Annotated in this window: 23 protein-coding genes; 9 read left to right on the forward strand and 14 right to left on the reverse strand. The window is 65.1% G+C overall.

What is annotated here, in order from left to right:
- Positions 1–12: 12 nt before the first annotated feature.
- From ACX80V_RS11980 to ACX80V_RS11995, 4 genes are all read right to left on the reverse strand, one after another.
- Positions 13–1,779, reverse strand: coding sequence for an ABC transporter permease (locus tag ACX80V_RS11980; protein ID WP_485843305.1), 1,767 nt, complete (start codon positions 1,777–1,779; stop codon positions 13–15).
- On the reverse strand, positions 1,761–2,858 hold the full coding sequence (locus tag ACX80V_RS11985; protein WP_485843306.1) for an ABC transporter ATP-binding protein: 1,098 nt from the start codon (positions 2,856–2,858) through the stop codon (positions 1,761–1,763). The genes ACX80V_RS11980 and ACX80V_RS11985 overlap by 19 nt, the downstream gene beginning before the upstream one ends.
- A gap of 84 nt (positions 2,859–2,942) precedes the next feature.
- Positions 2,943–4,019, reverse strand: coding sequence for an extracellular solute-binding protein (locus ACX80V_RS11990; RefSeq protein ID WP_485843307.1), 1,077 nt, complete (start codon positions 4,017–4,019; stop codon positions 2,943–2,945).
- Between the two features lie 59 nt (positions 4,020–4,078).
- Positions 4,079–5,233, reverse strand: coding sequence for an ROK family protein (locus ACX80V_RS11995; protein WP_485843308.1), 1,155 nt, complete (start codon positions 5,231–5,233; stop codon positions 4,079–4,081).
- Positions 5,234–5,778: 545 nt separating this feature from the next.
- On the opposite strand from ACX80V_RS11995, the gene ACX80V_RS12000 reads away from it, so the two are divergent.
- The 5 genes from ACX80V_RS12000 to ACX80V_RS12020 all read left to right on the forward strand — a co-directional run bounded on the left by ACX80V_RS12000 (position 5,779) and on the right by ACX80V_RS12020 (position 9,293).
- Positions 5,779–6,264: a DUF2127 domain-containing protein gene (locus tag ACX80V_RS12000; protein ID WP_485843309.1), complete on the forward strand. Its 486-nt coding sequence runs from the start codon at positions 5,779–5,781 to the stop codon at positions 6,262–6,264.
- 286 nt (positions 6,265–6,550) lie between these two features.
- Positions 6,551–6,988 carry a DUF1003 domain-containing protein gene (locus tag ACX80V_RS12005; protein WP_485843310.1) on the forward strand — a complete coding sequence of 146 codons (438 nt, stop codon included), beginning with the start codon at positions 6,551–6,553 and terminating at the stop codon, positions 6,986–6,988.
- Positions 6,989–7,165: 177 nt separating this feature from the next.
- Positions 7,166–7,462 carry a hypothetical protein gene (locus tag ACX80V_RS12010; protein WP_485843311.1) on the forward strand — a complete coding sequence of 99 codons (297 nt, stop codon included), beginning with the start codon at positions 7,166–7,168 and terminating at the stop codon, positions 7,460–7,462.
- Between the two features lie 99 nt (positions 7,463–7,561).
- On the forward strand, positions 7,562–7,786 hold the full coding sequence (locus ACX80V_RS12015; protein ID WP_485843312.1) for a hypothetical protein: 225 nt from the start codon (positions 7,562–7,564) through the stop codon (positions 7,784–7,786).
- 76 nt (positions 7,787–7,862) lie between these two features.
- A complete protein-coding gene (locus ACX80V_RS12020; protein ID WP_485843313.1) occupies positions 7,863–9,293 on the forward strand; it encodes an MFS transporter in 1,431 nt (476 codons plus the stop codon).
- A gap of 108 nt (positions 9,294–9,401) precedes the next feature.
- Here the strand turns inward: ACX80V_RS12020 and ACX80V_RS12025 are convergent, their stop codons facing one another.
- The 4 genes from ACX80V_RS12025 to ACX80V_RS12040 all read right to left on the reverse strand — a co-directional run bounded on the left by ACX80V_RS12025 (position 9,402) and on the right by ACX80V_RS12040 (position 14,155).
- Positions 9,402–10,070, reverse strand: coding sequence for a GntR family transcriptional regulator (locus ACX80V_RS12025; protein WP_485843314.1), 669 nt, complete (start codon positions 10,068–10,070; stop codon positions 9,402–9,404).
- A gap of 35 nt (positions 10,071–10,105) precedes the next feature.
- The gene (locus ACX80V_RS12030; RefSeq protein ID WP_485843315.1) at positions 10,106–11,092 is read right to left on the reverse strand and encodes an ornithine cyclodeaminase family protein; all 987 of its coding nucleotides are present in this window, start codon (positions 11,090–11,092) and stop codon (positions 10,106–10,108) included.
- Between the two features lie 86 nt (positions 11,093–11,178).
- Positions 11,179–12,516 carry an amidohydrolase family protein gene (locus ACX80V_RS12035; protein WP_485843316.1) on the reverse strand — a complete coding sequence of 446 codons (1,338 nt, stop codon included), beginning with the start codon at positions 12,514–12,516 and terminating at the stop codon, positions 11,179–11,181.
- 160 nt (positions 12,517–12,676) lie between these two features.
- Positions 12,677–14,155 carry an amidohydrolase family protein gene (locus tag ACX80V_RS12040; protein WP_485843317.1) on the reverse strand — a complete coding sequence of 493 codons (1,479 nt, stop codon included), beginning with the start codon at positions 14,153–14,155 and terminating at the stop codon, positions 12,677–12,679.
- Between the two features lie 144 nt (positions 14,156–14,299).
- On the opposite strand from ACX80V_RS12040, the gene ACX80V_RS12045 reads away from it, so the two are divergent.
- The 3 genes from ACX80V_RS12045 to ACX80V_RS12055 all read left to right on the forward strand — a co-directional run bounded on the left by ACX80V_RS12045 (position 14,300) and on the right by ACX80V_RS12055 (position 18,138).
- A complete protein-coding gene (locus ACX80V_RS12045; RefSeq protein WP_485843318.1) occupies positions 14,300–15,757 on the forward strand; it encodes a DUF3100 domain-containing protein in 1,458 nt (485 codons plus the stop codon).
- Positions 15,758–15,843: 86 nt separating this feature from the next.
- Entirely contained in the window at positions 15,844–17,076 is a 1,233-nt protein-coding gene (locus ACX80V_RS12050) for an amidohydrolase family protein (protein ID WP_485843319.1), read from the forward strand.
- 150 nt (positions 17,077–17,226) lie between these two features.
- Positions 17,227–18,138 carry an alpha/beta fold hydrolase gene (locus tag ACX80V_RS12055; protein WP_485843320.1) on the forward strand — a complete coding sequence of 304 codons (912 nt, stop codon included), beginning with the start codon at positions 17,227–17,229 and terminating at the stop codon, positions 18,136–18,138.
- Between the two features lie 10 nt (positions 18,139–18,148).
- Here the strand turns inward: ACX80V_RS12055 and ACX80V_RS12060 are convergent, their stop codons facing one another.
- The 6 genes from ACX80V_RS12060 to ACX80V_RS12085 form a co-directional block, all read right to left on the reverse strand.
- A complete protein-coding gene (locus ACX80V_RS12060) occupies positions 18,149–18,904 on the reverse strand; it encodes a GOLPH3/VPS74 family protein (RefSeq protein WP_485843321.1) in 756 nt (251 codons plus the stop codon).
- Between the two features lie 308 nt (positions 18,905–19,212).
- Positions 19,213–20,385 carry a M24 family metallopeptidase gene (locus ACX80V_RS12065; protein ID WP_485843322.1) on the reverse strand — a complete coding sequence of 391 codons (1,173 nt, stop codon included), beginning with the start codon at positions 20,383–20,385 and terminating at the stop codon, positions 19,213–19,215.
- Positions 20,386–20,431: 46 nt separating this feature from the next.
- A complete protein-coding gene (locus ACX80V_RS12070) occupies positions 20,432–21,250 on the reverse strand; it encodes an HpcH/HpaI aldolase family protein (RefSeq protein ID WP_485843323.1) in 819 nt (272 codons plus the stop codon).
- A 179-nt stretch (positions 21,251–21,429) separates the two neighbouring features.
- Positions 21,430–22,383, reverse strand: a complete 954-nt coding sequence (locus tag ACX80V_RS12075; protein WP_485843324.1) for a sugar ABC transporter substrate-binding protein — start codon at positions 22,381–22,383, stop codon at positions 21,430–21,432.
- A 16-nt stretch (positions 22,384–22,399) separates the two neighbouring features.
- On the reverse strand, positions 22,400–23,197 hold the full coding sequence (locus tag ACX80V_RS12080) for an ATP-binding cassette domain-containing protein (RefSeq protein ID WP_485843325.1): 798 nt from the start codon (positions 23,195–23,197) through the stop codon (positions 22,400–22,402).
- Entirely contained in the window at positions 23,194–24,171 is a 978-nt protein-coding gene (locus ACX80V_RS12085) for an ABC transporter permease (protein WP_485843326.1), read from the reverse strand. Before ACX80V_RS12085 ends, ACX80V_RS12080 begins: the two co-directional genes overlap by 4 nt.
- A 321-nt stretch (positions 24,172–24,492) precedes the next feature.
- Here ACX80V_RS12085 and ACX80V_RS12090 point away from each other — a divergent pair, with 321 nt between their 5' ends.
- Entirely contained in the window at positions 24,493–25,695 is a 1,203-nt protein-coding gene (locus ACX80V_RS12090) for a Gfo/Idh/MocA family protein (protein WP_485843327.1), read from the forward strand.
- Positions 25,696–25,697 lie beyond the last annotated feature (2 nt).

A 25,697-nucleotide genomic window follows, 5' to 3' on the forward strand; every position in this document is an offset into this window, starting at 1 on the left:
CGGTTCCATGGATCAGGTGGGTGTGGGGGCCATAACGGGAGTGAGGGGCGCGCCGGCGGGCCGCTCGCCCCGTGCCTTCCTGTCGCGGCGGGGTGTCTCCAGCCGTTGGGCGATGACCAGCACGATGAGGATCAGCGCCATCTGAAGCGTGCCGTAGGCCGCGGCCGTGCCGAACTCGTTGGAGTAGATGCGGTTGTAAATCTCGACGGACAGCGGGGCGTAGCGGGCCGGGTAGACCACCACGGAAGCCACGTACTCACCGAAGCCCTGGATGAACGCCATCAGCGCACCGGCCAGGATGCCGCGGGACATCAGGGGCACCGTCACGGTCCGCAGGGCACGCCAGGGACCCGCGCCAAGGTTCCGTGCTGCTTCCTCGACGCTGGGGTCGATCTGGGCCAGCGACGCGTTGGCGGAGCGGAACACCAGGGGCAGGAAGCGGACGAAATAGGCCACCGGGAGGATCCACAGGGATCCGATCAGTACCTGGCCGAGATTGAACGGGCCCGGGGTGGCGAAGGCCGTCACGATGTTGACGCCGATGACGGTGCCGGGGAGCGCCCACGGGAGCATCACCATCACATCGAGCAAACCCCTGCCCGGGCCTTTCCACCGGGTGACCACCCAGGCGGCGAGGACACCGACCAGGATGCAGCCGATCATGGCCACGAAGGACATCTGGGCACTGACCAGGATGGGGCGCAGCGTGACGGGGTCCGTAAAGATCCGGGTGAAGTTGTCCAGGGTGTAGTCCGGCGGAAGGATCTGTGTGGTCCACGACCCGTCCACGGTGAAGGACAGCAGGGCGATCGTGGCCGGCGGCGCCATCAGGAACAGGACCAGCAGCAACGATCCGACCCCGGCAAGGGTGCGGGGCAGCACACCATGAAGGACCTTCACGGCCTGGGGCGTCCCCTTGGAGGAACCACGGTGGAGGCGCCGGTTTTCGTACCAGCGCATGGCCAGCAGGAAGAAGATTGACACGACGGAGAGGACAACGGCCTGGGCCGCGGCGACATCGTACGCGCCGCTGGTCCGTGAGGCGACGATCTGCATGGTCAGGGTCTGCACGTTGTAGAACTGGGGCGCGGTGAAGGATGCCATCGAGACCATGAAAGTCAGCAGCGTTCCGGAAACCAGCGCCGGGGTGAGCATGGGCAGGAGAACCGTGCGCCACATGCGGAAGCGGTTCGCGCCCAGGTTCAGCGCTGCCTCCTCCATGGAGGCGTCGGATCCGGCCAGCGCCGAGGAGACGGCGAGGTAGAAATAGGGATACATGGTCATGGTGTGGACCAGGAGCACGCCCCAGACGCCGTTGGCGGAGACCGCCGCGGCGTCGGCGCCGAAGTAGCGCTCCAGGAAGCGCGGAACAATGCCGCTTTCGGCGTACAGGAAGTAGAAGGACACGGCGCCGATCAGCGGAGGCAGCGCCATGGGCAGCAGCGCAAAGAGCCGCAGGACCTTTCGGCCCGGAAAATCAAAGCGCGACAGCAGGACAGCGAGCGCCGTGCCGAGTACGCCCGTGGTCAGAACCGATCCCACGGAGATGCCCACCGAGAGGCCCAGCGCGTTTGCTGACGAGCCGCTGAGGAATCCCTTGTACGCGCTTCCGCCCCCCTCGGCACTGGTGGTGGCGGTGGCAAGCATCGGCACCACGATGTACACCAGGAGCACCAGCACCACCGGGGCGGCGAGGAAGTAGACGAACCGGTCCGACGACGTGAGGGAGGACCGGTTCCGCAGCCTCGGAACGGCGACCGTCACGGCTCCACCAGCCACACGCGGTCCTGGTGCGGTGCCATTGATACGAGGTCCCCGGGTTCGGCACGGTCCACGGTGTCCGGCGCAGAGACAACGATCTGCTCGCCGTGCCAGTCGATCTCGTAGATATTGACCGCGCCGGTGAACTCCGCGGTAAGGACCCTCCCGCCGAGTTGGCCCGCCGTCTCCTTCCCCGGGCTGACGGTGAGGCCGATGGATTCCGGCCGGAGCGACACCGCGGCCTTATCCCCGGCAGAGACCCGGGCCGAGATCGACCCCTCCACCCGGGGTGTTTTGAGGACTGTGCCGTCGGCCAGGCTGATGCTGACGGAGCCGCCGTCGACGCCGCCGTCCACACCCAGCACGGTACAGGGCAGCACGTTGGAGCGGCCGATGAATCTGGCGACGAATGCCGTGGCGGGGCGGTTGTAGACCTCGCGGGGTGACCCGACCTGATGGAGCTCGCCTTCATTAAGCACCGCCACGCGGTCGCTCATCGCCATGGCCTCGGCCTGGTCATGGGTGACGTAGAGGCACGTGGTGCCTGCCGCCTTCTGCGTGGACCTGATTTCCGTACGCGTTTCCTCGCGCAGCTTCGCGTCCAGGTTGGAGAGCGGCTCGTCCAGCAGCAGGGCCGCCGGGCGGATCACCAAGGCCCGGGCCAAAGCCACGCGCTGCTGCTGCCCGCCGGAAAGCATGTCGATCCGGCGGTCGCCGAACTCCTGGAGTCCCACCTGGGCGAGTGCCTCGTCGATCCGCCTGTTTTTGTCCTGCTTGGGCACATTGCGCGCATTCAGGCCGTAGGCAACGTTTCCCCGGACGGTCATGTGCGGGAACAAGGCGTAGTTCTGGAAGACCATGCCGGTGTCCCGCTTGTTCGGTGCCGTGTTGGTGACGTCCTTGTCGCCGAAGTGGATGCTTCCGCTGGAAGGCTGGATGAATCCTGCCACCATCCGCAGCGTTGTTGACTTGCCACAGCCGGAAGGACCCAGCAGGGTGAAGAATTCGCCGTCCTCGATGGTGACCGTGAGGTTCGATACCGCCGGCTTGGCCCCCGGGTACTGCTTGCTGATGGCGTTGAGGAAGACGCGTGTCATGGTTGCTCCACAGGGGTGGTAGTTGTGTGCTGGCCGTGGGGTGGTTCGGCGGGGCAGCCGGTGGCCGCCCCGCCGTGCGCGGTGCTATTTGTTGCCTTGGCCCTTGATGTTCGCGGCCCAGTAAGCGCTCCATTCGGGCTCGCTCTTGTTGACGCGTTCCCAGTTGACCTTCATTTCCTTCAGGTCCAGGTCAGCCAGCCAGGACGGTTCCTTGGGCAGTGAGATCGTCGGGATCTGGAAGTACGTCTCTGACAGCTTGGTCTGTTCGTCCTTGCTCATAAGGAAGGACAGGAAGGCGTCCGCTCCGGCAGGAGACGGGCCGTCCTTGATCTTTGCCACACCGTCAATGAGCATCGGCGCACCGGATGCAGGCACCACTGGTGTGAAAGGGGCCTTCTGGTTCTTAATCTGCAGCATGACATCCTGCAGGTTCCAGGCAGTCACCGCAGCTTCCTGGCGTGTGATCCTCAGGTAGAGGTCCGTCGGGTTGGCAGCGTAGACCTTGGTGTTGGCATCGAGTTTCTTGAGCCACTCGTAGCCTGCGTCGGGGCTGCCCGCGGCGTCGAATTGGCGGTCAATCATCGCCGCATAAATGCTGCGCATGGTGCCGGATGCCAGGACGTCGCGGATGGCGATCTTGTCCTTCATCGCGGGGCTGATGAGGTCATCCCAGTCCTTGGGAGCCTGGTCGGCGGTGAGCATGTCCTTGTTGTAGAAGATGACCTCGGCCAGCTTCATCTCACCTACCCAGAGGCCGTCGGCGTCGCGCTGTTCGGCGGGGACGGCGTCGATAACGTCCTTCGGCGCAGGAGACAGGACCTGCTCGGCAGCGGCCTGCTGCATCTGCTGCTGAGTGCCGCCCCACCAGATGTCGCCCTGCGGGTTGGACTTCTCGGCCTTGACGCGTTCCAGGGCCTCCTGGGCGCCAAGTGTCAGCAGTTGGACTTTGCCCGCGTACTTCGGGTTGGCCTTTTCGAAATCTGCTATCACCTCGGTAGCGAGGGCTTTGTCCCGTGCCGTGTAAATGGTCAGGGTCCCGGTGTCCTCGGCACCGGCCGACGTTCCAGAGGGCTGCGGCGAGTCGAGTCCGCAGGCAGACATTCCAAGCGTGAGTGCGAGACCACCTGCTAGCATCGCGGATCGCAATGGTCGTAACGTCATTGGTTTCTCCTAGTACTTTTGTGTGGCTGATGGCTGGAATTTGAAACTTCGTGGTTCGTTCATCCGGCGACCTCGGTGAAGAGGGTCGCGGGGCTCTTCACCACCTTCGCGATGGCGCCATGCAGGATTGCCGCCTGTCCGAGCTCTGCGAAGACGACGTCGGTCAGGGACGGCGCTGACCTCTGGACCGTGCCGCGGAGCTTTTCCCGCGCATCGCGGGTCAGGAGGACGGCGTCGCCGGAGAAGATCACACGTGCCGGGTTGACGACGCAGGCGCAGATGATGGCGGCGAAGGCCCAGGCCTGAATAACGTCATCCAGCAGCCGGACAGCCGCCGGCGAATCGGCGCTGCAGAGGGATTCAACCACCGTTTCCTCAGCGAGCGACAGACCGAGCCGCGCGCCGGACTCGCGGATGCCGGCGGCGGTCCAGCGCCGTTCGTAGTCTCCGCGTTCCCCACGCGGGCTTGCCGCCAAACCCTGCGGAAGGAAGCCGATTTCGCCTGCGGAACGGCTTGATCCCTCCAGGACCTCTCCGCCGGCGATGATCGTCGCCCCAATGCCTTCGGCAACGTGGATCAGGACCAGGTCCTCCACGCCGTTGCCCGCGCCGTCCACCCGCTCCCCCAGGGCGATGAGGTTGACGTCGTTTTCCACCGTGGTGCGGAGCCCTGTTGTGGCTTCGAGTTCGTCCACGAGGCGGAGGTGGGCAACGGGGCCGAACGCGGGCGCCAGGGCCACGGAACCGTCGGAGGCGACGACGCCGGGCAGTGCCACCACCACGTGAACGGGCGGAATCACCGCCCGGCGGTGGAGTGACATCACAGTGCTCGCCGTGCTGCCCACTGGGTCCGCGGGATCGAAATCCTGTTCAGCGGCATCCAGGCGGTTGCCGTCCAGGTCCACCAGGGCGCACCAGATCCGGGTGCCGCGGAGACCGACGACGGCGATGGTCACCGAGGAGCGGTTGAGCTCGATCAGGGTCCGCCGCCGGCCGCCGGTCGATTCCTGTTGCCCCACAACCCGCAGGTAGCCGGCCTCGCTGAGGTCCTGCACGATGCCCGTGACCGTGGAAGGGCTGTAACCGGTCCGGTGCGCCAGGTCTGTCCGGGCCAGGGGTCCTGCCTCCAGCAGGGTGCTGAAGATGGCGCTGACCCGGATTCTGCGCAGCGCATCCCTCCCCGTCGGGGCGCTGCGCTGTGATCCAGGTAACATACTTACTTTATACGGCGAATAAAGTAAGAGTGCAAGGGTGCAGGGACGTACGACGGCGGGACCTCCCGCCGTCGTCCGCTTGCCTTGGGTGCCCGGCCCGTTGAACACCGCCGTACCGTGGAGGACTTCGTCGAGATACACCTCTGTGACCGTGTCCGCGACTGACAGTTGTCAGTAAACTGGGACGCGTGACCGAGCACGAACCGGCCCCGGCCGGCGTCGCAGCGGCTCTAGGCCCGGCCGATGCCGACGCTATCGACACGTCCTTACGCAGTTCGGCACAGCCGTCCCGCACGCCCTGCCCTCTGGGGCGTGCTCATCACTCGCCCTTCGACCAGATCCGCGGAGGGGCTGCGTCACTCGGGAACCTTAGCGGCTGCCGCGCAAGGAGGGCCAGCGTGTTGAGGGTTGAATGCGCAGTGCGGCGCATCGGGTTACTGTGAGGCAGACTCCGCAGCGGGAGGAAGGCCCGTTCGGGCCCGGTGCCAGGGTGGACCCGCCAAGGCATCCCGTGAAAACTCGTTGACGGAAGAAGTGAGGGAACCGTGGGATACTCCAGGCCCCGCGACTGGTGGGACCGGTTCTTCGCCGCCGGTGTTGTCCTCAAGGGACTGGACGGCGTGGCGGAACTAACCGGCGGCTTGCTGCTGCTCTTGCTGGATCCTGCCCGGATTCACCGCTTCGTCTTGCGCCTCGCTCAGCCGGAGCTGTCCGCAGACCCGAAGGACTTCATTGCCGTCCACCTGTTACAAGCCGCCGGCACCCTGACTGGCAGCACCGTCTTCTACGCCGCGCTCTACCTTCTCGCTCACGGTGCGGTAAAGGTGGTGCTCGTGGCGGCCCTGCTAATGAACAGGCTCTGGGCCTACCCCTGGATGATCGGGGTGCTCCTGGCCTTCATCGCCTACCAGCTTTACCAGTTCGCGGTCGCGCCGACGGCAGGTCTGGCCGCCCTGACCATCTTCGACGCACTGGTCGTATTCCTGACCTGGCACGAATACGGCAGGCAGCGCCGGTACCAAGGAACCTAGCCAGCCGACCGGACAAGTGCTCCGGGCCGCCTACTGGGTTTCGCTGACAACACGCGATGAAGCTTTGACGCGACAGACGGGGCCCGGCCCAGGATCTCGTTCTGCTGCTCCAGCAGCCGGATCCGCTTCCTGGCATCCCTGCTGGCTTCGCCCGGTAGTAGGGCACGTCAGCTCCTTGTCGGGCTGGCCGACTGGGCGGTCGCTGACACCGGGGTTGGGCAACCGGTTCCTGAGAGCCTGTCTCAGTCCCTCGTAGATTCCTGAACCGCCGGGACTACTCTGAGGCATGAATAATCGAGTACAGACCTGGCACGACAAGCACAAAGCATCCCTGACACGAGGCCAGCGGGCCGCCGATGTCATGCGCAACGGCATGGGAAGCTGGCCCTTCGTGGGAAGCTTCATCGGTTTCATGCTGATTTGGGCCGCCATCAACACCTTGGCGCTGGCGAACAACGCCTGGGACCCATATCCCTATATTCTTTTGAACCTCTTGCTCTCCATGCTGGCCGGGCTCCAAGGCGCCATCCTGCTTATCGCCGCCAAGCGCCAGGATGCGATCGCCGCGGCGATGGCGCAGCACGACTACGACACCAACGTGAAAGCAAGAGAAGAGATCGAGCTTTTGCTGGCCATCAACAACCAGCAACTGGAAATCCTGCACGAGCTAAGAAGGCTGGCGACCGCAGAAGGCCTTGACCGGGACCGCAGCCCGGGCACCTGACACGCCGTTACCCTCCCAAAATTTGCGCACTTCACCGTGCGCACGGCACAACGCTGAGGTCGGTGGATCTCACCGCCGGTGTCTGGCAGTGGATGAGCATCGGGGCGGACTGGCTTTCACAGCCTCCCCAAAGGCAAGCGGTGCCCTGTTCCCATGTGGGGAGACCCTGATCAGGGTATGAGCGCATGGAGAAGAAAAATAGTTCCCGGGCTGGCAGCCGTCGCGGCGTTTCTCCTGATCGCAGCCGGCGTGGCCGGAATCGATGAAATGGCCAACGCCAAAATACCGGGTCTGGCCACCGGAACCGTCCAGACAACGACCATGAACACCGAGCCGGGACTTGAGCATGTCCTTCTGGCTGGCCTGAACCACGGCACACTTCCCGGTGGTTTCCCGAATGATGAACCCCGGGACGAAAAGTACGAGGAAAACTATCTTGAAACACTCCACTTCCGGCCACGTCCCCCGGCCTGAGAACACCGGACCACCAGCAGGCCATCGATACCGGAACGGTCTGCTGCGCAAGCTACGACTCCCGATCGTATCCCCAGTCTGGGGGCGCTGCCAGGGCCCATGCTGATCCTCGACGGCGTTGTAACGCTCATGAATAACCGGGCCATCACCATCTATCTGTGGCACAACCTGCTGCTCGTCGCCGCAGTCCCGCTAATAGACCTCCGCTGGGACCCGACCCACAGCGAGGCCGTTCCCTGGCTGCTAGAAAGTGAAGACCTCGCCGCCCGCAGATCCCCGCGGACGTGGCCGGTAGGATCCGGCCCCGCGCCGGTTTCCGCGTGATCGACTGCCCGGCGCTGGGCCAGATAGATCACTGTGACCGTGTCCACGACCGCCACCCGTCAGTAAACTGGGACCCATGACCGAGCACGAACCGGCACCGGCCGGAGTCGCCGAGTCTCCAGGCCCGGCCGACGCTATCAACACGTCCTTGCGCAGTCCGGCACAACGGTCCCGCACGTTCGCCGGGATCCTGGTGAACACCGCCCTGGCCAACATCACCACCAGCTACCTGTGGTTCGCCCTGACGTTCTGGGTGTACCTGGAGACGCGAAACGTGATCGCCACCGGGGTGATCGGCGGCGCGTACATGCTGTTGATCGCCCTTTCCAGCATCAGTTTCGGCACCTTCGTGGACCGCTACCGCAAGCTGGCCGTGATGCGCTTCGCCGCCGGTTTCACGCTGGTGATGTTCGTCCTGTCCGGGGTTATGTTCCTGCTGACACCTGCCGCCAGCATGCTGGACCTGACACAGCCGTGGTTCTGGATCTTCGCCATGATCATCCTGATCGGCGCGGTGGTGGAGAACATGCGGAACATCGCCCTTTCCACCACGGTCACCATCCTCATCGACCCGGACCGGCGGGCCAATGCCAACGGGCTGGTGGGCATGGTGCAGGGGCTAATGTTCCTCGTCACCTCCGTGCTCTCGGGGCTGTCGGTGGGACTGCTTGGCATGGGCTGGACGATCGTCGTCGCCCTGGTGCTCACGGCGCTGGCCTTCGCGCACCTGCTGACGCTCCGCATGCCCGAGGAGGTGCGCGCGGCCGCCACGGACGCGCACGGCGGATTCGACCTCCGCGGTTCGCTCGCCGCAGTGCTGGCCATTGCCGGACTGTTCGCCCTGATCCTGTTCTCCACCTTCAACAACTTCATCGGTGGCGTCTACATGGCGTTGATGGATCCCTACGGCCTGGAGATGTTCCCCGTGGAACTGTGGGGAACCGTCTTCGCAGTCGGCGCCACCGGGTTCATCCTGGGTGGCGCTGTGATCGGCAAATTCGGGCTCGGGTCCAACCCGCTGCGCACCATGCTCATCGCGGTGATCCTGATGGGGGTCCTCGGTGCGGTGTTCACGGTGCGGGAGTGGGCATGGCTGTACATCGCCGGCATCTGGCTGTACATGGTCCTGATCCCCTTCGTGGAGGCCGCCGAACAGACGGTCATCCAGCGGGTGGTGCCCTTGCCGCGGCAGGGCCGGGTATTCGGATTCGCCATGGCGTTCGAGTCCGCCGCAGCGCCGATCACCGCATTCCTCATCGCGCCGATCGCCCAGGTCTGGATCATCCCGTACGCGCGGTCCACGGAGGGCGCCGCCCAGCTGGCCCCGCTGCTGGGCGAGGGCGTCTCCCGCGGCATCGCCCTGGTGTTCCTGGTGGCCGGGATCATCATGATCGCGGCCGCGCTGCTGGCCTTCCTGACCCCGGTCTACCGCCGCGTCTCGGCGTCGTATGCGCAGGCGGCGGCCGAAGCGCCGGAGACGGCGGAACCGTCCGCTGTGGATGAGTAGGGACGTACAGAAAGCGGACGACGGCGGGACCTCCCGCCGTCGTCCGCTTCTGTTTGGGGGCCGTTCCCCACGGCGCCAGGCACAAAACAGCATGAACTCCCTTGACGGTCAGCTTTCGGGGAGGCGTCCGGCCAGTCCTTGGAGCGACGGTTCACGGCCCAGCTCCACATGCGCGAAGGCCAGTGCCGCCGCCAGGTCCGCCTTGCCGTCATAAATGGCCTTGCACAGGCTCAGGTGCTCCGCGCACTGAACCTGGGGGTCACGGTGCCCGGTCAAGGTGAAGAGCCACTGCATCCTGCCCAACAGGGGCTTCATGGCGGACTCCAGCAGCGCGTTGCCCCCCATCGCTACGATCTCTGCATGCAGGGCCGTATTGCTGAGCGGTATCTGCGCATGGTCGTGTCGCAGGGTTGCTTCTTCTGCCTGGTCCATCATCTGCTGCAGCCGCGACGACGGCTGGCCTCCTGCGGCGGCCTGGGCGGCGAGGCGTGCGGCGAGGACTTCCAGGCTGAGCCGCACATCAAAGAGTTCGTTGACGTCGCGCAGGGTGATCTGCTTGACGGTGGCACCACGCCGGGGGGAGGCATCAATGAAGCCTTCGGCCTCGAGCTGCTGGAGGGCTTCCCGGACGGGTACCCGGGAAACAGCCAGCGTCTGGGACAGCTCACGTTCCCTGAGCCGGGACCCTGGCGCGAAGTCACCGGAGATGATCAATTCCCGGATCCGTGCCCGGGCAGTGTCAGCCGAGGACGCGGGAGCTTCCGCTTGGACTGTCATTCATGCCTCCCGTTATTGCATACTTCCGCGCTTACTCAGTTATTCAGCTCCACGCGGGTGCCAACCCCCTGATGGAGCGCAGCGTCGTACAGGAGCCGCCCGATGGCAAGATCCTGCAAACCGATACCAACCGAGTTGAACAAGGTTACGTCCTCATCACCAAGGCGACCTGCTTTTGTCCCCGCCGCCACGTCACCAAGCTCGGCCACCACGTCCTCAAAACTCATCACGCCTTCGGCCACCGGGATGATCAGCCCGCCGGATTTGGCTCTGGCCGTGGCCAGGCTGTCAACGAAGACCCGTGCCCTCACCATGCCCGCCGAATCAATCTCCCGGTGGTCCGCCCGCGGACGGGATCCGACGGCGTTCACGTGCAGTCCGGGCTTGAACCACTCGCCCTTAACCAAAGGCTCAACGGCCGGGGTGAGGGTGCACAGCACGTCGGCGGCCTCCACAACTTCCCGGACGCTGGACGCCCGTGTGACGTTCAGGCCGTAATGGGAAATCTCGCCGCAGAAGGCGGCGACGGTGTCCGCGGAACGGGACCACACCACCACTTTTTCAATCGGGAGGACGGCCAGCATGGCTTCCACGTGTGCCACGGCCAGGGCGCCTGCACCGACCAGTCCCAGGGTGGTGCTGCCAGGCCTCGCGAGGAGCTTCGTCGCCACGGCACTGGCGGCGGCAGTGCGGACCCGTGTGGGGACTTTGCCGTCCAGGATGGCCAGGGTTTCGCCGGTTAGCTGGGAGACAAGCATGATCGTGGACCGCTGCGTGGGCAGGCTGGACTCCCGGTTTGCCGGGATGTCCGCCAGTAATTTGACGGATGCCAGCTCCTCGGCGCCGGACAGCGCTGCCATCGGCAAGAACCTGGCGTCCGAGGACGGCAGGAGGAGGGAATCCGGCGCAGGCTGAACGGCGGTGCCTCGGCTGAGGCCGGCAAAGACGCGTTCGACGGCGGCGATGGTCCCGGGCATATCGGCCAGGGCCTGGAGCTCGGAGGCTTTAAGAATCAGGGTCATGGGTGGCTTTCTGGATTGGGAGGGCGCGTTGCCCGGGCAGGAGGACGGTGGGAAGGGACAGCGTCGCGCTTATCCCTAACGACCCATCAGAGGTCATTCCGTACCAGGACCCCCTGCGCCACCACGGCCTTGATTTGTTCCAGGGCCGAGGCGCTGTTCAAGGGATCAGAGTCCACGATGACGGCGTCTGCAAAGGAACCGCGCACCAGGCGTCCCGCACTCTCGCCCCAGCCGAGCAGGGCGGCGGCATTGACTGTCGCGGCCCTTAGCGCGTCCAGTGGTGAAAGCCCGGCCTCAGCCAGTAGACGCGCTTCAGTGCCTATCGGGGTCACATCGGATCCGAACGAGTCCGTCCCTGCCACCACCGTCACGCCGGCTTCATGGGCGGCCTTCACGGCTGCTTTGATGATGGGCGTGTACTCCGTGCCGCGGGCGGCAAGGATTGGGTTGGAAGAGCGCGCCATGCTCGTGATGGCGTCCAAGGTGGGGGTGAAGTACGTGCCACGGCTGGCCATCCGGGAGATGGTCTCCTCGCTGACGAAGACGCCGTGCTCGATGCTGCGCACACCGGCCCGGACGGCACCATCTATCCCCTCGGCGCTGTAGGCGTGGCAAAGCACGCCTGCTTTGCCAGCGGCCTTGACCACCGCGGAGAGCTGTTCGTAGTTGTAGACCAGTTCGCGGGGGTCTTGTTCCGCCAGGCCCGCCCGGGGGTTGGCTCGGGTCTTGATCACCTGGGCACCGCGTTTCAGGTTGACGCGGGTGAGGTAGGCAAGGTCCCTTGGTTCTGTGACTCCCCCGGACAGGGACGCGAGCGGTGCAAGGTCCGGGTCTGCAAGGAGCGAGTCCCCGAGATCGGGTGAGATGAACAGCCCGGCCGGGCTCATCCGGGGCGAGGCGCCGGCGGCCCAGGAAGGCAGGGCAGCGAGGGCGACGTCCTGGTAGAAGCTGCTTGAACCACTTCTGACGCTGGTCGCTCCGCCCTGCAGGATGGCCCGCGCATCCGAAAGCGCGTTCGCATGAACATGCACGTCGATGAGGCCGGGAAGGACCCACCGGCCGGAGGCATCCACGATGCGGGCGCGGCCGGCAAGGGCGGCCACTGCACGCCGTGTTTCCTCCCGGGTGCCCACCGCGGTGACCTTCCCTTCTTCCAGCACAAGGACCCCGTCCTGCACTGCATTGCCCGTCTTGGGGTCCACTATGGTGCCGCCCTCGATGATCATGGGCGGGGGCGAAGCGGGGCGGTCAGGGTAGCCGGGGCTTGATGCGTTGCCCGCTGCCCTCGCTGCCGGGGCACTTCCAAGCTGGGCAGCCAGGCTTGCCACCGATATTCCTGCCAGGGCGGCCGCCCCGGCCAGGATGCCGCGGCGTGGAACGGCAGTTGGAGGCAGGGCAGCAGAGGTGTGGTCGTGCAGGCACATTGTTCTCTCCAATGGGAAGGGCGCTGCCGGAGTAGCGCGGGTCAGGTGTCAATAGGTCAAAGTCGTGGTTCCAACGAGGGCGGCTGAGCTTCCCCACAATGTGCTGGCCTCTCGCGTGCCCTCATCATACCGCTTTTGGTATACCAAGCCAAGAGAATGATCAGACCGACTGAGTGATTTCCGCGCGTGGATAGGTGGGCGGAAACAGCTCGTCAGGCTCCCGGAGCTGGGCGTCCCGCACCGAGTAGGCCGCCCGCATCTCGTCGAAAAGCCGCTGCCCCTCAACCCGCAGCGCGTCGAGGTCGATCCCGGGCAGGGCGCCGCCCACCACGACGGGGCGCCCTGCCACGAACGTATCGGTCACCTGGCGCGCCGTCCCGTTGAGCACGAGCGTGCGGAGCGGGTCTTCCACGACACCGTCGCCGAAGCTGGCCAGGGAGACCACGGTGATGTCGGCCTGCATACCGGGGGCGAGCCTCCCCAGGTCAGCCCGTCCGAGGGCCCGCGCGCCGCCGAGGGTGGCGGCGTCGAAGTAGTCGGCCAGGGTCCCGGCGTCAGGCCTCCCCTCGACCAGCCGGGTCAGGTGCATGCCGGTGTCGATGCCGCGCACCAGATCCGGCGGGAAGGAGTCTGTACCCAGGCAAATGTTGATGCCCGCCTCGCGGAAACGGTCGAACGAAACAAGCTGCTTCTGGTAGCGGAACGATGTCAGCGGGCAGTGGACAATGCTGACGCCGTGGCGGGCCAGTGTGTCAAGGGGGCCGCCCGGCGCTGACGCGGCCGGGTCCTTGCCGTTGATGACCACACCATGCGGAATGAGAAGCCGGGTGCCAAACAGGCCGGTGGATTCGAGCAGTTCCAGGACGCCGCGTCCAGCGGAATGCTGCAGGAGCTCGTCCTCCAGCGGGGACTGAAGGCAGTGGAGCCGGACCAGCGCGTCCCGCTCCCTGGCGATCCGTGCCGTCTCCCGCATCAGGTCTTCGGACAGCGTCTCAATGCGGCACGGCAGCAAGGCCCCGGTGACAAGCGGGTCTGCGAGACCGGCGGCGTAGTCCATAAAGCGCTCTGCGTCGCGCAGGCCTGCAAGCCCCCGGGCCTCGTCGAAGTGGACCTCGCGGCCGCCTGCGGCAGTGACGACATGGACCCCGGAACGGTAGGCCGGCCCCAGGTAGCCGCGCAGTCCGATCCGCCGGCTTGTCTCAGCCATATCCACGAGTTCATCGAGGCCCTCAGCCCAGGAACTGTGGATTTCCGAGGCGATCGGCATGTAGGTCGTAATGCCGTGCAGGGCGAGCTGCGCCAAGGCGAACTCGCGGACTGTGGCGCGCTCCGACGGCGTGAACACGTCCCGGCGACGGTTGGCGAAGTAGTCCTCCGACCACAGGTGGCCGGCGGCGACATCGGGTGAGGGCCACGCGTCCAGGATGAGGTGATCGATGTCGGCGAGGGCGTCCAGGTCTATCAGGCCAGGCATGACCAAACTCTGGCCATAGTCGCGCTCCTCATCGACCGGGCCCCCGTAGTTGCGCCCCACGAAGACGATGGAATCGCCCTCGAAGACGACCTCGCCGTCCTCGATGAGTGTGTGCCGTGTTCCGTCGAACCCCAGAACGTACCTAGCGGAGATTTTCTTGTACATCGTGCCTCCTTGGCGAACTGCCGAAAAATGTGACTTGCCTCTCAATGGGTACGAGTATACAGTCACTTGGTATACCAAGAACCAGATTCCGCAAAAGCTGGATGTTTGTTCTGATCCCTGATCCCCCTCCGAAAGGCCTGCGTCATGCGCAATGAAGCGAAGACCACAGGCGGCTCCGTGTCCGCCCTAGTGGACGCACCGCCGTCCCGTTCTTTCAGTGCCCGCCCCGCCATGTGGTTCGCGATGATCGCACTCTCCACGGCCATCTGTGCCGTGGCCATCACGATCGGAACCCACAAGTTCCACCTCGGCCCGGCCGCCATCGTCCTGATGCCCATCCTGTGGACCGTGCTCATCGGCGGATTCCTCGGTGTCCAGAAATGGAAGCCAATCGGAGGGCGTGCCCGTGCGGTGTCCACCCACCTGATGGACGTATCCATAGTTTTCTTCCTGGCAGGCCTGGGCACTCAGATAGGCCCGTCGCTGACCAAGTTCACCGGTCTCGGCCCCGCGATACTCCTGCAGGAGGTGGGGCACGTGGTGGGCACGGTGATCCTGGCCCTGCCGGTTGCAGTAGCCCTTGGATTGGGCCGAACCGCGATCGGCGCAACCTGGTCGATCGACCGTGAGTCCTACCTTGCCTTCGCCATCCAGCGCTTCGGTGTCCGCTCCCCCGAGTACCGCGGCGTGTTCGCCGTGTGGGTGCTGGGCAGCGTCTTTGGCGCCGTGTTCATCTCGCTCCTGGCCGGCCTGCTCGGCGGAATGGACTTCTTTGATCCCCGGGCCCTCGCGTTGGGCCTGGGGCTGGGGTCCGCCTCCATGATGCTCGGGGGCGTTGGCGCCCTGTCCATCCTGTATCCGGAGATGGCAGGGGAGATCATGGCCCTCGCCGCACTCTCCAACCTCGTCACCAACATCGTCGGGTTCTACGCAGGTGTCTTTATCGCGCTGCCGATGTGCCAGAAGCTTTACAAGATGTGGTCCCGCATTTTCGGGCGGGACGACCTCGGCCGCCGGGTCCGCCGGGGTGCCCTCATTGGCACTGCTGTTGGAACCCAAGCGGTCAGCTCCGGCCCGGTACGCCAGGGCGGCGCAGTGATCGAGTCCGGTGAGGCGTCCGGCGTCGACACCGTGGACGTCAACGGCATCGAGGCGGACCCCACTGTTGTCCGGACACCCAAGACGTGGCTCGTCGCGTTCGCCGCAACCGGTGTGGCCGGCTTCCTGCTTAACGCCCTCGGCACCGGTTCCGTGCTGCCGGTGGATGCCGTCGGCGTCCTCATCCTCCTGGCCCTCACCGCCGTCGCGCTTGTGCTCGCGAAGCTCGTCCCGGTGGTTCCGTCCAGCATCTGGGTCCTGGCTCTGGCCACCCTTGCCTCCGCGACGTTCCTACCCATCGGCCCCTTCGTCGCCTCCACCACGCAGCACATCAACGTCCTCTTTGCCGGACTGCCCATGATCGCTCTGATCGGAATGTCGCTCGGCCGTGACGTCAAGGCCCTGCGCTCACTGAGCTGGAAGATCGTCATCGTCGCACTGATGACGTTCACGGCGAGTTTCGTCGCCGCAGCCGTTATCGCGCAGGTTGCCTTTCACTTCTAGTACATGCTGCGCTAGGGGAGGCACCGGTCCCGCGGGACCGGTGCCTCCCATGCTGTCATTCTTAGCCCTGCCGAAAGGAATGAACAATGCTCATTACCAACGTCCGCCCCTGGGGCGGGGACGCCGTAGACCTTGAGGTTCGCCAGGGGCGGATTGCGGCCGTTCACCCCGCGGGGACCGCCGTCGTAGTTGCAGACGCCGCCGGCGGGGCAGTCGACGGGCGAGGCCGGATCGCCGTGCCCGCGTTCACCGACGTGCACGTCCATCTCGACTCGACCCGGATCGGGTTGCCGTTCCGGGAGCACACAGCCTCGCCCGGCGTGCGGAACATGATGCGCAACGACCGGGAAAACTGGCGCGACACCCCCATCCCCTACGTGGACGTGGTGCGGGGAACGCTCGAACGAATGATTGCGCGGGGCACTACCCGCGTTCGTTCCTACGCCCAGATCGACGTGGACTGCAAGCTTGAGCGCTTCGAGGCAGTCATGGCCGCGAAGGAGCACTTCGCCTACGCCGCCGAGGTAGAAGTCATGGCTTTCCCCCAGGCAGGCCTGCTGCTCGAGGACGGCACCATCCAGCTCCTCGAGGAGGCCCTCCGCTCGGGTGCGACGACCATCGGCGGCATTGATCCCTGCCAGCTGGACCGAGACCCGGTTCGCCATCTGGACATCGTCTTCGGTCTGGCGGAGAAGTACGGCGTCGACGTCGACATTCATCTGCACGAGCCTGGCCACCTGGGGGTCTTCAGCGCTGAACTTGTCTTCGAACGCACCCGCGCGCTGGGTATGGAAGGACGCGTCTCGCTGTCCCACGCTTACGATCTGGCCAATGTCCACCCCGACGTGACCGCTCGGCTCGTGGAGCAGATGGCCGAGCTCGACGTTGCCTGGGCGACGGTCGCCCCGGCTAGCGGCGGCACGCAGTTCGACCTCGCCCGGATGACGGAGGCGGGGATCCGTGTCGGTTTGGGCGAGGACGGGCAGAGGGACTACTGGAGCCCATACGGCAATTGCGACATGCTCGACCGCACGTGGCAGTTGGCGTTCACACACCGGCTGCGCAAGGACCGGCTGATCGAGCACTGTGCGGCGATCGCCACCATTGGAGGCGCGTCCATCATGGACCGTACTGTCCAGCGCCTCACGAGTCCCGACGACCGGCCGGGCCTGGCTCCCGGAGATCGGGCCGACATCGTCCTGGTTGACGGCGAGACCATCACGAGCACCGTCATGGATCGCGGCACCGACCGCACCGTCATCCACGAGGGCAGGCTCGTCGCCGACAACCTGGTGGTTCTGCCGAACCCGGCCGCGTAGTCAGCCCGCCGCCCAGTGACGTCGACGACGGCGGGACCTCCCGCCGTCGTCCACTTCCGTTTAGTGCCTAACCAGGCAGCTGTGCTCACATCCGGTCCGGTAACGTCGCGGCTCCGAATCCTTGGTAGAGATCACCAGAGGAAGGCGGGCATGAGCGTTCGGCAGGAATCCGCGACGTGGGCGGCCACGCTGCGGCGGCACATCATTCCAACCGGGCTGGGCCCGTGCACGGTGCGTGTCCAACCGGCCTCCGGTGGCGGGTCGCCGGCGTCCGGCATACCGGAGGTGTACCTTCACGGCGCCGCGGGCTCCTGGACCACTTTCCGGCCGCTGCTGTCCGAAGCATCGCCCCACGATCGTATCCTGATTGATCTGCCGGGGTGGGGCGAATCCACCAAGGACGCCAGGCTGGAACTCTTCGGCATCGAGGCCATGGCATGCGCCGTCACCGAGGTGCTGAACTCGCTCAGCTACCCACGATGGAACCTCGTGGGCCATTCCATGGGAGGCTTCCTGGCGTTGCATATTGCGGCGGCGTGGCCGGAGCGGACCGCGAGCGTTGCCGCCATTTCGGCCACGACATTCGGCGTGTCTGAGGCCGCCCGCGAGCCACTGCGCAGCCTGTCGAGGTTCCCGGCGTTTGTCGGCATGAGGCTGCTCATGCGCTCACTGGCGTCCCTGGGTCCAGCAGGGCCGGCCCTGCTCCGTGCAGTCGGTGCCACCCCCGTGATGGGACCGTTGACGTCACCGCTGTTCGCCGAGCCCGCAGGCATATCCGCAGGGGTGATCCGCGGGCTCGGTCATGACGCCCGTCCGGCCAGCTTCTCCGCGGCCGCCCGGGCAGTGGCGCACTACGACTTTGACCAGTGGCGCGGCATCCGCTGCCCCGTGCTGGCGACCCGCGGGGGCAGTGACGTGTTTACGTCTCCGTCCGACCTGGACCGGCTGGACGCGATGGTGCCGAATGTGCAGACTGTGACGATCCCGCGCTGCGGCCACTTCGCCAACGTCGAGCAGCCGGAGCACGTGCAGCAACTGCTCAATGACCTGTGGTCACTGTGAAGGAGTCGAATCACAGGTTTGCGGCTTCTTGCTCCGCCAGTCTGATCATACGAAGCTCGTCCTCCACCGCGCGGGACGGCCAATAGTCCTTCGACAGCTCAGTTGCCCGCGTCAGATCTGCCGCCGGGAAGAGCTTGCCGAGCATTCCGGCCGCCTGAAGCAGGGCGATCAGCACTATGGTCCTGGCATCGGGCGCCTTCGAATCAGGCTTGGCATCAGGCGCCCCGGCAGCTGGCTTCGTGGCCTCGGACGCCCCCGCATCAGACTCGGCATCCGTCGCCGTGGTATCCGGCGGCTCAAGTTCGGACGGCGGGCCGCTGAGGGCGGCCTGGATCCTTTCCAGGAGCGCCGCCTCCGGAGCATGGTCCTTCTCCGGGTACCGCACGGCCCGGAACCGGCCCAGGTGCTTTTCGCCGACATGTTCCACGATGCCCAGTGACGCCATCGCCTCGTAGACACGCTGCACCACGGCGCGGCCCTCCAGCATGCCCACCCACCCTTTTGGAGTGTGGGGCCGGGATTTGCCACGGATGGCTTCCAGCTCGTGCTGGAAATCCGTTGGCGGGGCGTCGCCGGTGGCCCTGACGCGCTTCCCCTGCAGCTCGATTGCACCGATCAGGTCCAGCTCGGCCAGTATTGCCCCTGCCACAGTGGTCCTGAGTGCGAACACCGGCACTTCAGGTTTGCCGTTCATGTCGTTCGTTGCGAGAAGGAGGAAGGCCTGGGGAAGGTTCAGCTCCGCTGCCTTCGGTGTTTCAGCGTCCATACGAACATGGTGGCCCTGTTGGCCGCACACCACAATGAGGATTTACAAGCGTCGACGTCGCCGTCTACATTGCGCGGTAACTGCCCAACCGCTTAAGGAGAACAGCCACCGGGTGGAACCTCCGAGGTGTCCGTTGCAGGGACCCACCGTTGGAACAGAAACGGCAACGTTTCGGGGCGACTGCCTCGGGCGGGAGTCCTGGCTGAGCAGCTCTCGTGAGCCTCAACGCCCTACTTAGTATTGGCAGGTTCCTGAGAGCTAATCGTCCGGCGGCCCGTCCGGCGTTTTCCGGACGGACCGCCGGTGGGTTAGAGGCCTGCGCCGGTGCGGTTCCACCCGCGCGCGGAATCGCCGGGAGCTTCCCAGCCGTCGTCGGTCACGATCAGTGTGTCCTCGAGCTTGATGAATCCGGAGTCGTGGTCCTCGAACCACGACTCGATGGAGAGGACCATGCCGGACTTCAACGGATCATTCGCGTGCGCCCCGAAATAGGGAACGGGTCCGGTTGAAGTCAGCCGGGGAACTTCGTGGGTGATCAGGCCCATTCCATGGGCGACGAATTTCATGTTGGCACCATCAGGCAGCTTCGAGATCGTGTCGAGGGCTGTGACGAAGATGTCGCCGCCGCGTTTGCCTGCCGCGACAGCGGTCCGTGCCTCCTGCTGCACGGTTTCGATCTGCGCCAGCAGATCGGTCTGTCGCGCGGTGGGCTCGGTGTCAATTGCCATCCGGGACAGATCGCCGATGTATCCCTCGTACATGCCCCCGGAATCGATCGACAGGCTGGTGCCGGAGCGCCACACGTCGGAGGACGGGGACCGGTTCATGGATCCTCCGCCAAGAGTCACCAAGGCGTATTCGTAGAACAGGCCTCTCTTGGTCTGCTCGAGGCGGAAGATCTCGGCGATGTCGTGTTTGGTCATTCCGGGTTTGACCAGGCCGAATGAGGCCTGCATTGAATCGATGATGCCATGGGACGCGGTACGGACCAGCTCAAGTTCTCGTTCGGACTTGACCCCGCGAAGGGATTCCAGAACCGGGTGGACCTCCACGAATGTCGCTTCGGGGAGGAGCTCGCGCAGGGTGTCGAGGGCGTCGGCGGGGATGAACGACTTCTCAACCCCAATTGTGGCGCGGGCGAGCCCGCGCTTCTCCAGAGCCGCCGTTGCGGCCCGGGCCGTGTCGATACTGGTCCAACTGATGTTCTGGATATCGGATACCCAGATTGCTCCGCCCGCGGTTCCCCAGTCCTCGTTCCCTGCTCCGATGTAGAAGGAGTCATCGAGTTTGCCTCGCACGATTCCGACGGCGGGAAGGTAGCGGCTGACTCCGGTGGCGTCAGCATGAGCGAAGAAGAAGAACCGGTAACCGCCCAGCAGATGCTGCACGTTGTGTTTTGTCGTGGCGAGTAGGGCATCAATGCCCGCTGCCTCCATAAGGTCCTCGAGGTACTGCTCATCGAAAGGTACCGAAACTGCCATGGGATACTCCAGACTTCGTTTTTTTATTCGTCGCCGATGCGATCAATTATGTGAGCGAACTTGTGGACATCCCCGGGTCGGCATCCGCCGTCTGAACGGCTTCCCTGGCGCTGCCGACGGCGCCGCGGAATGCGTCGGCGAGGAGTTTGGTGGAGTTGAAGAGAATGATCCGGGCGCCGCGTTGTGCCCAGGAGGCTGCTTCTTCGGTGGAGTCCGCGATGACGCACAGGGCGCAGTCCGCTGAACTGGTGACGTTGTCGGCGATGCGCTCGATGGCTGCCGCGACGACCGGGTGGGAGCTCTGGCCCGGCAGTCCGAGGGACATGGACAGATCGCTCGGTCCGATCCAGACGGCGTTCAGGCCGGGGACCGCGGCGATAGCGGCACTGTTGGCGGAGGCTTCTTTGTCTTCTGCCTGGGCTACGACGAAGGTGGTCGCCGCCGCCGCTTCGAGGTGGGTCTTCAGTGGCACCGTTCCGTGGTGGCCGGCGATGGTGCTCACAGCCAGGCCGCGTGTGCCCATAGGCGGATAGTGCGCGGCGGCGACCGCCGCAGCGGCTTCCCCTGCTGTTGATACATGGGGAACGACGACGCCGGTGGCGCCGGCATCGAGGGCGCGCAGGATCAGGAGCGGATCGTTGTGGCCGAGGCGGACAAGCGTTGACACGCCGGCCAGCCTAGCCGAGCGCAGATGGTTTTCCAGCGTCGAATCATCGGCCATGCCGTGTTCGGTGTCGATCATGACCAGATCGAAACCGGTATAGCCGGCCATTTCAACCATCGGCTGATTGGGCATTTTTACAATGAGCCCGTAGAGACAGTCTCCGGCGGCAATTCTGTCCCTGAGGGAATGGTCGGTTGTCATGGTCCTTCGATTCTTCAGCGCGCGGAGGCGCCGTCGTGATGCGTTTACGTGGGGATGGAGATGGTTTCCGGAAGGGCGTCACCCGCTCCGGATGCTGCGGTTTGGGCCGGTCCTGGCTGTGCTCGCAGTGCCGGGCCGCTCGTATCGAGGACCCGGCACTGCGCGTAGTCCGTTTCCGGCTACTGGAAGGTGGTGAACTTTTGGGCGTTGTCTTTGGTGACGACTTCGGTTCCGGTGTCGATCCGGGCTTCGACCTTGTCCCCGCGCGCGGCAGCAGCGGCCGTTGTCACAGCGGTGGTGCCCATCTTCTGGGGAAACTGGGCGATGCTGGCAGTCTGCGTGCCCTCCAGAATGGCTTTTGCCTCGTCGGGAAGTGCGTCGAAACCGACCAGAAGCAGGTTCTCCTTGAACGGGTCGGACTTTTTGCGGGCCTCGATGGCGCCCAGGACCGGCGGGCCGCAGGCACTGTAGACCGCATCCACCTCAGGGTTGGCGGCTCCGAAGGCCTGCATCACGTCAACGCCCTTGGTCTGGTCACAGTTGGTGGACAGGGTGTTGACGACCTTGATGTCGGTCGTTTTGAGGACCTCGAGGACTCCGTTGACGCGGGCGTCCAGTGCCGGTACTCCGGGGACCCCGGACATGATGGCGATTGTGCCCTGGCCCTTGAGCTGTTCGTTGATGTAATTGCCGGCTTTGGTGCCGCCGGCCAGGTTGTCGGTTCCGATGTAGCTGGAGGCGCCCTCCCAGCCCGGAAGGTCGTTATCGATCAGGACGATCTTCACGCCCTGTGAGATGGCGCGGTCCAGGGCCGGCTGGATCTGGGGTCCGATGGGTGCGATAGCGATGGCGTTTGCCCCGCGGGTGACCATGCCTTCAATGGCGGTGATCTGCGGTTGCGCGTCCTTGCCGTCGCCGGGGGCCTCCACGCCCAGGAAGTCGATGCCGTCCTTGGGCATGCCGTTGATGCCATCTTTCATGGCGTTGAAGTACGCGTTGGCGGTCTTGAGGATGACGCCGACTTTGGGTTTGCTCTCTCCGCCGGGGCTTGCGGGGCTTCCGCCGCAGGCGGTCATTGAGAGGGCGAGGGATCCGGCCATCAGGCCGGCGGCAAGCCATTTGAGTTGTTTCATGTTTTTCTCCTGGTGACTACGTGGATGAGTCTGATTTTTCGCGGGCAGCTGTTGCATCGGCGCCGCCGACGATGAGTGAGACGAGGCGTTCGTGAGTGGCGGCGCTGGGTATTTCTTCGCCGACGACCCGCCCGCGGCGCAGGACAATTGCCCGGTCGGCCACTTCGATGACGTCGTCGAGCTGGTGGGAGATCAGGATGACGGAGATACCGCGCGCGGGAAGAGTTTTGATGAGATCGAGCACCTGCCGTGTCTCGCGAAGGCCCAGTGCGGCGGTGGGCTCGTCGAGCAGGACGACCTGCTTGGCGAACGCCACGGCCCGTGCCACGGCGATCGCCTGGCGCTGGCCGCCGGACATGAGCCCGACCGGCATGGTCATGCTCGGGATCCTGACTTTCAGTTCCTCGAGCAGTTTGGTGGTTTCGGTCTGCATTCCGCGGTTCTTCAGGAAACCCCAGCTGCGGGAGAACCGGCCGGGGCCGACGAGTTCCCGGCCGGCGTAGAAGTTCGCCGACGCCGGTAGATTATCGAAAAGGGCCAGGTCCTGGTAGACGGTTTCGATCCCGGCTGCCCGGGCGTCGGCGCTGCTGCGGAAGGACGCAGGCTCACCGTTGATGAGGATTTCACCGCCGTCGATCTGGTGGGTGCCGCTGATGCTCTTGACCAGCGTGGACTTGCCCGCTCCGTTGTCGCCCAGCAGCGCCAGGATCTCGCCGCGGCCCAGCGTGAGCGAGGCCCCGTCAAGGGCAACGACGTTGCCGAAGCGCTTGACGGCGTTGCGGACCTCAAGGACGGGAGCTTCGGTGGTGTTCATGCGCTGACTCCTTTGTCGGCCAGGATTGATTTCTCGGCCAGCATGGCCCGGAAGCGCCCTTCGGCGCGGGTGCGGTAGACATCGAGCAGGACAGCCAGGACGATGGTGACGCCGATAATGACGATCTGCAGGAAGGGATCGACGCCGAGGAGGTTCAGCCCGTTGCGGATGACCGCCAGGGTGAGCGCGCCGATGAGGGCGTTGCTGATTCCGCCGCGGCCGCCGGTGAAGCTGGCCCCGCCGATGATGACGGCGGCGATGGCGTCAAGTTCGGCCAGGGATCCTGCCGTCGGGTAGCCGGAGTTGGTGCGTCCGGAGACGATGATCGCTGCCAGCGCCGCGGATATTCCGGCGAAGACATAGACCGAGATGAGCACTTTTCGGACGGGGATTCCGACGCGGCGGGCCGCTTCCTCGTTGCTGCCGATCGCGTAGATCCAGCGGCCCCAGGTCATTTTGCGGGTCAGAACATATACGGCGGCTGCCAGTGCGGCGACGAACAGCAGGGACACCGGAATGGGGCCGATGAAAGCGCTTCCGAGCCAGTTCACCTCGTCCGGTACGCCGATGATCGGCTGTCCGCGGGAGATGGACAGGGCCAGTCCGCTGGCGACGCTTAGCATGGCCAGGGTCACGATGAACGGGCTGGGTATCTTGCCCAACACGAACACCGCACCGTTAATCCATCCGGCCGCGGCGCCAACCAGGATCATCACGCCCATCACGAGCAGGCCGTTGCCGAGGCCCGTGACGAAGGCAGTGGCCCCGACGACGCTGCTCAGGGAGAGTATCGAGCCGACCGAGAGGTCGATGCCGCCGGTCAGGATCACCAGCAGCATTCCCAGGGCGAGAATGGCGATGGAGGCGGACTGCATCGAGAGGTTCTGCAGGTTCCGGGCTGAGGCGAAGACGGGGTTGGCAATGGTCATTCCGATGGCCAGGACCACCAGGATCAGGACCGGGCCCAGTTTCATCAGCCACAAGGCTGCTGAAATCGCCGAAGTGCCCCCGCTGGGCCGTGTAGCCCTTGGTGGGGATATCGCTGTGGTATTGCTCATGACGCTCCTACAGAGTCCTGTGGCCGGGTTGTCGTTTCCCACGAGGGGAAGGTTGATTTGCGTGGCATAAAATCACAGCCTACGCTCGAATGGTTCACCGGTCTACCATTTGCCCGAAATTGGTTAGCCATTGCAGAAATCAATGGTCGACCGGTTGCCCATTGCGTCGAATCGGCCTAGCATGAAAGCGTGTACGGGCAGCCGCCCGGCATGATCACTCGACGAAGAGGCAGACCTATGTCCCACGAATCGCTTGTTTCACGTCTCGGACGCCGCGTCCGGTTCGGCATCATCGGAGGCGGCCTGGACTCCGTCATCGGTGAAACCCACCTCCTGGCCTTGCGCGTGGACGGTCTGGCCGACATCGTCGCCGGCGCGATGAGCATCGATCCCCAAATTGCTGATGCGTCGGCCGCTGCGCTGCTGATCGATCCGACGCGGCGGTATCCCACCTGGCAGGACATGCTGGCCGCGGAGCCGGCGCGCGAGGACGGCATCGACGCCGTCGTGGTCATTACCCCGCCCCAGTTCCATGCCGAAATTTCCGCGGCGTTCCTGGAGGCCGGGATCCATGTTCTTTGCGAAAAGCCGCTGACCTCGACCCTTGAGCAGGCTGAAAACCTCGCCCGCGTTGCGGAGGAATCCGAGGCGATGTTCACGGTCACGCACTGCTATACCGGCTACCCGATGGTCCGGGAGGCCCGCGAACTCATCCGTTCCGGCGCCCTCGGACGCATCACGCTCATTGAAGGCCAGTTTGCCGCCGGCGACCCCGGGGTCCTGCGCGAGCCGGAGGATCCGACCAAACGCCACTGGCATTTCAAGCCATCATCCATGGGCAAGGCCGTCGTGCTCGGGGAAGTGGGCTCGCACGCCCACAACATTGTCGAGTACGTCACCGGCCAACGGGTCACCGAAGTCACCGCCCAGCTCACGACCATCGCCGAGCGCCGCGAAATCTATGACAACGCCTATCTGACCCTGCGGTTCAGCGACGGCGCCGTCGGCCGGCTGTGGGCAAGCTTCGTCGCCGCCGGCAATGACCACGGTCTGGCCTTCAGCATCTACGGGGACGAGGGTGCACTGAAGTGGGAGCAGGAATCGCCGGAATACCTGTGGCTGTTCCGCCCGGGTCAGGCGGCCACGCGCATCGCCCGCGCCCTCGACACCACAAGCGAGCAGTCCCGGGCGGCAACACGCATCCGCCCCGGGCACCCGGAAGGCTACCTGATGGCCTTCGCGAACATTTACCGCGACTTCTTCAGCGCCGTCCTGCTGAAACTGCTCGGCGAAGACCCGGGCGCCGCCATCCAGGCGCTCCCCACCGCCCAGGACGGGCTCAGCACGATGCGCCTCATCGACGCCGCTGTCCGGTCCAACGACCAGCAGGGCCCTATGACTCTGAATACCCAGCCGCTCACCGCCTCATTGGAGAACTGAAC

This window comes from Pseudarthrobacter arbutini, assembly GCF_054510915.1.

What these genes read in the sequence shown, in the direction of transcription:
- ACX80V_RS12015 (WP_485843312.1), top strand. Translation starts at nt 7,562, where the DNA reads ATGCTGATCCTCGACGGCGTTGTAACGCTCATGAATAACCGGGCCATC.
- ACX80V_RS12025 (WP_485843314.1), bottom strand. Translation starts at nt 10,070, where the DNA reads ATGACAGTCCAAGCGGAAGCTCCCGCGTCCTCGGCTGACACTGCCCGG.
- ACX80V_RS11985 (WP_485843306.1), bottom strand. Translation starts at nt 2,858, where the DNA reads ATGACACGCGTCTTCCTCAACGCCATCAGCAAGCAGTACCCGGGGGCC.
- ACX80V_RS12005 (WP_485843310.1), top strand. Translation starts at nt 6,551, where the DNA reads ATGAATAATCGAGTACAGACCTGGCACGACAAGCACAAAGCATCCCTG.
- ACX80V_RS12045 (WP_485843318.1), top strand. Translation starts at nt 14,300, where the DNA reads ATGCGCAATGAAGCGAAGACCACAGGCGGCTCCGTGTCCGCCCTAGTG.
- ACX80V_RS12055 (WP_485843320.1), top strand. Translation starts at nt 17,227, where the DNA reads ATGAGCGTTCGGCAGGAATCCGCGACGTGGGCGGCCACGCTGCGGCGG.
- ACX80V_RS12040 (WP_485843317.1), bottom strand. Translation starts at nt 14,155, where the DNA reads ATGTACAAGAAAATCTCCGCTAGGTACGTTCTGGGGTTCGACGGAACA.
- ACX80V_RS12080 (WP_485843325.1), bottom strand. Translation starts at nt 23,197, where the DNA reads ATGAACACCACCGAAGCTCCCGTCCTTGAGGTCCGCAACGCCGTCAAG.
- ACX80V_RS12050 (WP_485843319.1), top strand. Translation starts at nt 15,844, where the DNA reads ATGCTCATTACCAACGTCCGCCCCTGGGGCGGGGACGCCGTAGACCTT.
- ACX80V_RS12090 (WP_485843327.1), top strand. Translation starts at nt 24,493, where the DNA reads ATGTCCCACGAATCGCTTGTTTCACGTCTCGGACGCCGCGTCCGGTTC.
- ACX80V_RS11995 (WP_485843308.1), bottom strand. Translation starts at nt 5,233, where the DNA reads ATGTTACCTGGATCACAGCGCAGCGCCCCGACGGGGAGGGATGCGCTG.
- ACX80V_RS12035 (WP_485843316.1), bottom strand. Translation starts at nt 12,516, where the DNA reads ATGTGCCTGCACGACCACACCTCTGCTGCCCTGCCTCCAACTGCCGTT.
- ACX80V_RS12060 (WP_485843321.1), bottom strand. Translation starts at nt 18,904, where the DNA reads ATGGACGCTGAAACACCGAAGGCAGCGGAGCTGAACCTTCCCCAGGCC.
- ACX80V_RS12010 (WP_485843311.1), top strand. Translation starts at nt 7,166, where the DNA reads ATGAGCGCATGGAGAAGAAAAATAGTTCCCGGGCTGGCAGCCGTCGCG.
- ACX80V_RS12065 (WP_485843322.1), bottom strand. Translation starts at nt 20,385, where the DNA reads ATGGCAGTTTCGGTACCTTTCGATGAGCAGTACCTCGAGGACCTTATG.
- ACX80V_RS12075 (WP_485843324.1), bottom strand. Translation starts at nt 22,383, where the DNA reads ATGAAACAACTCAAATGGCTTGCCGCCGGCCTGATGGCCGGATCCCTC.
- ACX80V_RS12030 (WP_485843315.1), bottom strand. Translation starts at nt 11,092, where the DNA reads ATGACCCTGATTCTTAAAGCCTCCGAGCTCCAGGCCCTGGCCGATATG.
- ACX80V_RS11990 (WP_485843307.1), bottom strand. Translation starts at nt 4,019, where the DNA reads ATGACGTTACGACCATTGCGATCCGCGATGCTAGCAGGTGGTCTCGCA.
- ACX80V_RS12085 (WP_485843326.1), bottom strand. Translation starts at nt 24,171, where the DNA reads ATGAAACTGGGCCCGGTCCTGATCCTGGTGGTCCTGGCCATCGGAATG.
- ACX80V_RS12020 (WP_485843313.1), top strand. Translation starts at nt 7,863, where the DNA reads ATGACCGAGCACGAACCGGCACCGGCCGGAGTCGCCGAGTCTCCAGGC.
- ACX80V_RS12070 (WP_485843323.1), bottom strand. Translation starts at nt 21,250, where the DNA reads ATGACAACCGACCATTCCCTCAGGGACAGAATTGCCGCCGGAGACTGT.